The sequence below is a fragment of the uncultured Algibacter sp. genome (assembly GCF_947495675.1).
In the GTDB taxonomy this organism is placed as follows: domain Bacteria; phylum Bacteroidota; class Bacteroidia; order Flavobacteriales; family Flavobacteriaceae; genus Algibacter_B.
Genome location: NZ_CANLZX010000042.1, coordinates 1 through 2911 on the forward strand (window position 1 = coordinate 1; position 2911 = coordinate 2911).

3 protein-coding genes are annotated in these 2911 nt (G+C 29.2%); 1 reads left to right on the plus strand and 2 read right to left on the minus strand.

Translation table 11 applies throughout. The features are described 5' to 3' along the window. Positions 1-107: 107 nt before the first annotated feature. Complete coding sequence (locus Q0842_RS15970) at positions 108-1349, minus strand: HupE/UreJ family protein (RefSeq protein ID WP_298500484.1); 1242 nt, start codon at positions 1347-1349, stop codon at positions 108-110. Positions 1350-1590: 241 nt separating this feature from the next. Here Q0842_RS15970 and Q0842_RS15975 point away from each other — a divergent pair, with 241 nt between their 5' ends. Then, the gene (locus tag Q0842_RS15975; RefSeq protein ID WP_298500486.1) at positions 1591-2655 is read left to right on the plus strand and encodes a hypothetical protein; all 1065 of its coding nucleotides are present in this window, start codon (positions 1591-1593) and stop codon (positions 2653-2655) included. On the opposite strand, the gene Q0842_RS15980 is transcribed toward Q0842_RS15975, so the two are convergent. Beyond that, the coding region (locus Q0842_RS15980) for a hypothetical protein (RefSeq protein WP_298500488.1) at positions 2645-2911 on the minus strand (267 nt) is incomplete at its 5' end. The genes Q0842_RS15975 and Q0842_RS15980 overlap by 11 nt on opposite strands.

The following is a 2911-nucleotide window of genomic DNA, read 5'->3' on the forward strand; positions in this document are numbered from 1 at the left end:
GGTGCTTTTTTTATAGAATTTGTAGTGCTGTCTTTTGTCTCCCTATTTTTCCACCTATCTAGTAATGACTCTTTTTTATTTCCTTTTTCCATAAAACCAATTTAAGTTTATTTTAATCCAAGCCATTTAGCTGTTTCGTAAGCGTACTTCATTAAATACTCATCGGCTTTTAAATTAATATCGAAAGCACGTTCTATAAACCAATATGCAGAAATAATTATTAAAATGACAGATAGATAAACTAAGAGTTTTGGGTACAGTTTAAGTTTACGTATAAAATAAAGTATAGGGAATATTGCAGCAATAATAGCTAATTGTCCAATTTCTACACCCACATTAAACCCTAATAACGATAGTGTTAAAAACTCATTTGTTAGACCTAGATCACTTAATACACTAGCAAATCCAAAACCATGAAATAAACCGAAAATAAAGGCTATGTTCCAATCTTTTAATTTAAAAATAGGTTTTATATTATGAAAAGCTGCTAGGCCAATTGAAAAGGCAATAATAGACTCTACCAATCTTGATGGTAAACTAACTATATCTAAAGAGGCAAGGGTTAAAGTAATTGTATGTGCTATAGTAAAAAAGGTAACTACTTTAATAATGTAGAAAAATGCAGCTTTGAAAGTCATTACAGGTTCCCAATCATAAATACTATACTTATCAAGTTTGTTTTTTCGCCTTCTTACAACCGAAGGTAGTATTAAAGCCAATAAAAATAGTATATGGTCCAAGCCAATCCATATATGCCAAACACCTTGCTTTACCATAGCATAGAATCCATTCCAAACTGATGATTTGGTTAAATCCATGGTGTCTTGTGTTTTATTAGGAGCAAAATCTAAAGTTATATTTGCTTCCTCATTTATAACACCTTCGCGCCAGTTGTATTCTGTAACTAAATAACCACGATGAGTATTATCTTTTTCAAAAACGGCATTATATTTTACATTCAATTTATCTGGTAAGTTCTCAGTATTTTCTAAATGAAAGTAGACTTGAACAAAATCACCAAGACTATAAGGAAAAATACTTGAATTATCTTCTAAAATAATTTTATGAGAGCCCAAATTTGAAGAAAATGAAGTGTTGCCAAGAAGGTATGCTTTAATGTCCTTTATGTAAGGCTCAACTTCACTAAATTTAACACCATCTTTAAAATCGGTTCCAAATACCTTATTTATTTCCCTTGTATTTATTTCAAAACGTCCTTGAATACCTTCTGTTTCATAAATTCTTAAAAAAATATAACTTTGGTTAGGTATGTGTGAAAAGACTAGTAATGGTAAGAAAAAAAACAAAAATAATAATGGTGTTTTTTTTCTTAAAAATGAATATTTCATAGAATTTTGGTTGTGAGCTCAGATGAGCACTTTTTTTATAAATAAAGGAAAAAAATATTTTCTATCTAAAAATAAACGTTGAATTACAGTTTTTTACAGAGGATAGTGTTCAACATCTTAAAAAAATAACTTCTTGTCGTAAACTACTGTAATACTTTGGATTAATTAACTAAAAAATTATACATTACATAAAAAAGCTAATACATATTTTTCTTGTATTTAGTATAATTGCTATTTCAATATGAATAAAATTACCACATTGTTATTGTCTGCATCCGATGTAAATTTACTTATGCAGAAATACGGTATTGATCGATTAATGGACGATTTGACTTTTAGATTAATAAAAGAATTTGAAAACTTTAACACCCTTGATACGGTTATTCCAATTCGATCAGGTTTTAATTATAATACTGACCATGTTGGGCTTGTGGAATGGATGCCTGTATATAAAACAGGAGAAGAAGTAGTTATTAAAGTTGTTGGGTATCATCCTAAAAATCCTGTTAAATTTAATTTGCCAACAATATTATCAACCATATCATCTTATGATACTAAAACAGGACATTTAAAAGGTTTGGTAGATGGTGTACTTTTAACGGCGCTAAGAACAGGTGCCGCATCTGCAGTAGCAACTAAATATATGGCACATCCAGAAAGTTCAACTTTAGGATTGATTGGTTGTGGAGCACAATCAATTACTCAGTTGCATGCCATTTCTAGGTTATTCCCAATTAAGAAAGTACTTATTTATGATACGGATATAGAAGCTGTAAAATCTTTTAAAAATAGAAGTGCACTTTTAGGATTGGATATTGACGTATTACATAAAGAAATTGTTAATATTTTAAGTGAGAGTGATATTATTTGTACAGAAACATCCATAGATGTTGGAGAAGGTCCGTTGTTTACAGAATATAATAATAAGCCACATCTTCACATTAACGCTATTGGATCAGATTTCCCAGGTAAGATTGAATTACCAATTAATTTACTAAAAGAAAGTTTTGTTTGTCCAGATTTCACAGAACAAGCCAAAAAAGAAGGAGAGTGTCAGCAATTAACTGATGATCAAATTGGTTCTGATTTGTATACTGTTATTCAAAATTATGATGAGTATAAACACCTAAAAGATGAATTAACTGTTTTTGATTCAACAGGATGGGCCTTAGAAGATCAAGTAGTTATGGACTTATTTCTTGATTTAGCACATGAGTTTAAAATTGGGATGGAAGTAGCTCTAGAAAACATAAGTGAAGATGTGAAAAATCCTTATCATTTCTTATTTAAATCCGTTAATGTTTAAAATAATTATTAGGAATGGTTAGATATTTTAATTCTTGATTGCGTATTTCTTTAAATCCAGTTTTTTTAGAATAAAATGTTGTTGATTCTACAATAATTACTCGTGTTATGTTTTGCTTAACCGCATTGATTTTAGATGGGGGTGATGTCCAATAGAAAGGTAAAGCTTGTATAGGTTTTATAAAATCAAAACAAGCTGTTCTTTTATTCCAATTAGTAACATATTGTATTATAAAATTTTCATATTTTTTTTGCTT

Excerpts from the sequence above, each read along its gene's own strand:
- Q0842_RS15970 (WP_298500484.1), bottom strand. The coding sequence starts at position 1,349 with ATGAAATATTCATTTTTAAGAAAAAAAACACCATTATTATTTTTGTTT.
- Q0842_RS15975 (WP_298500486.1), top strand. The coding sequence starts at position 1,591 with ATGAATAAAATTACCACATTGTTATTGTCTGCATCCGATGTAAATTTA.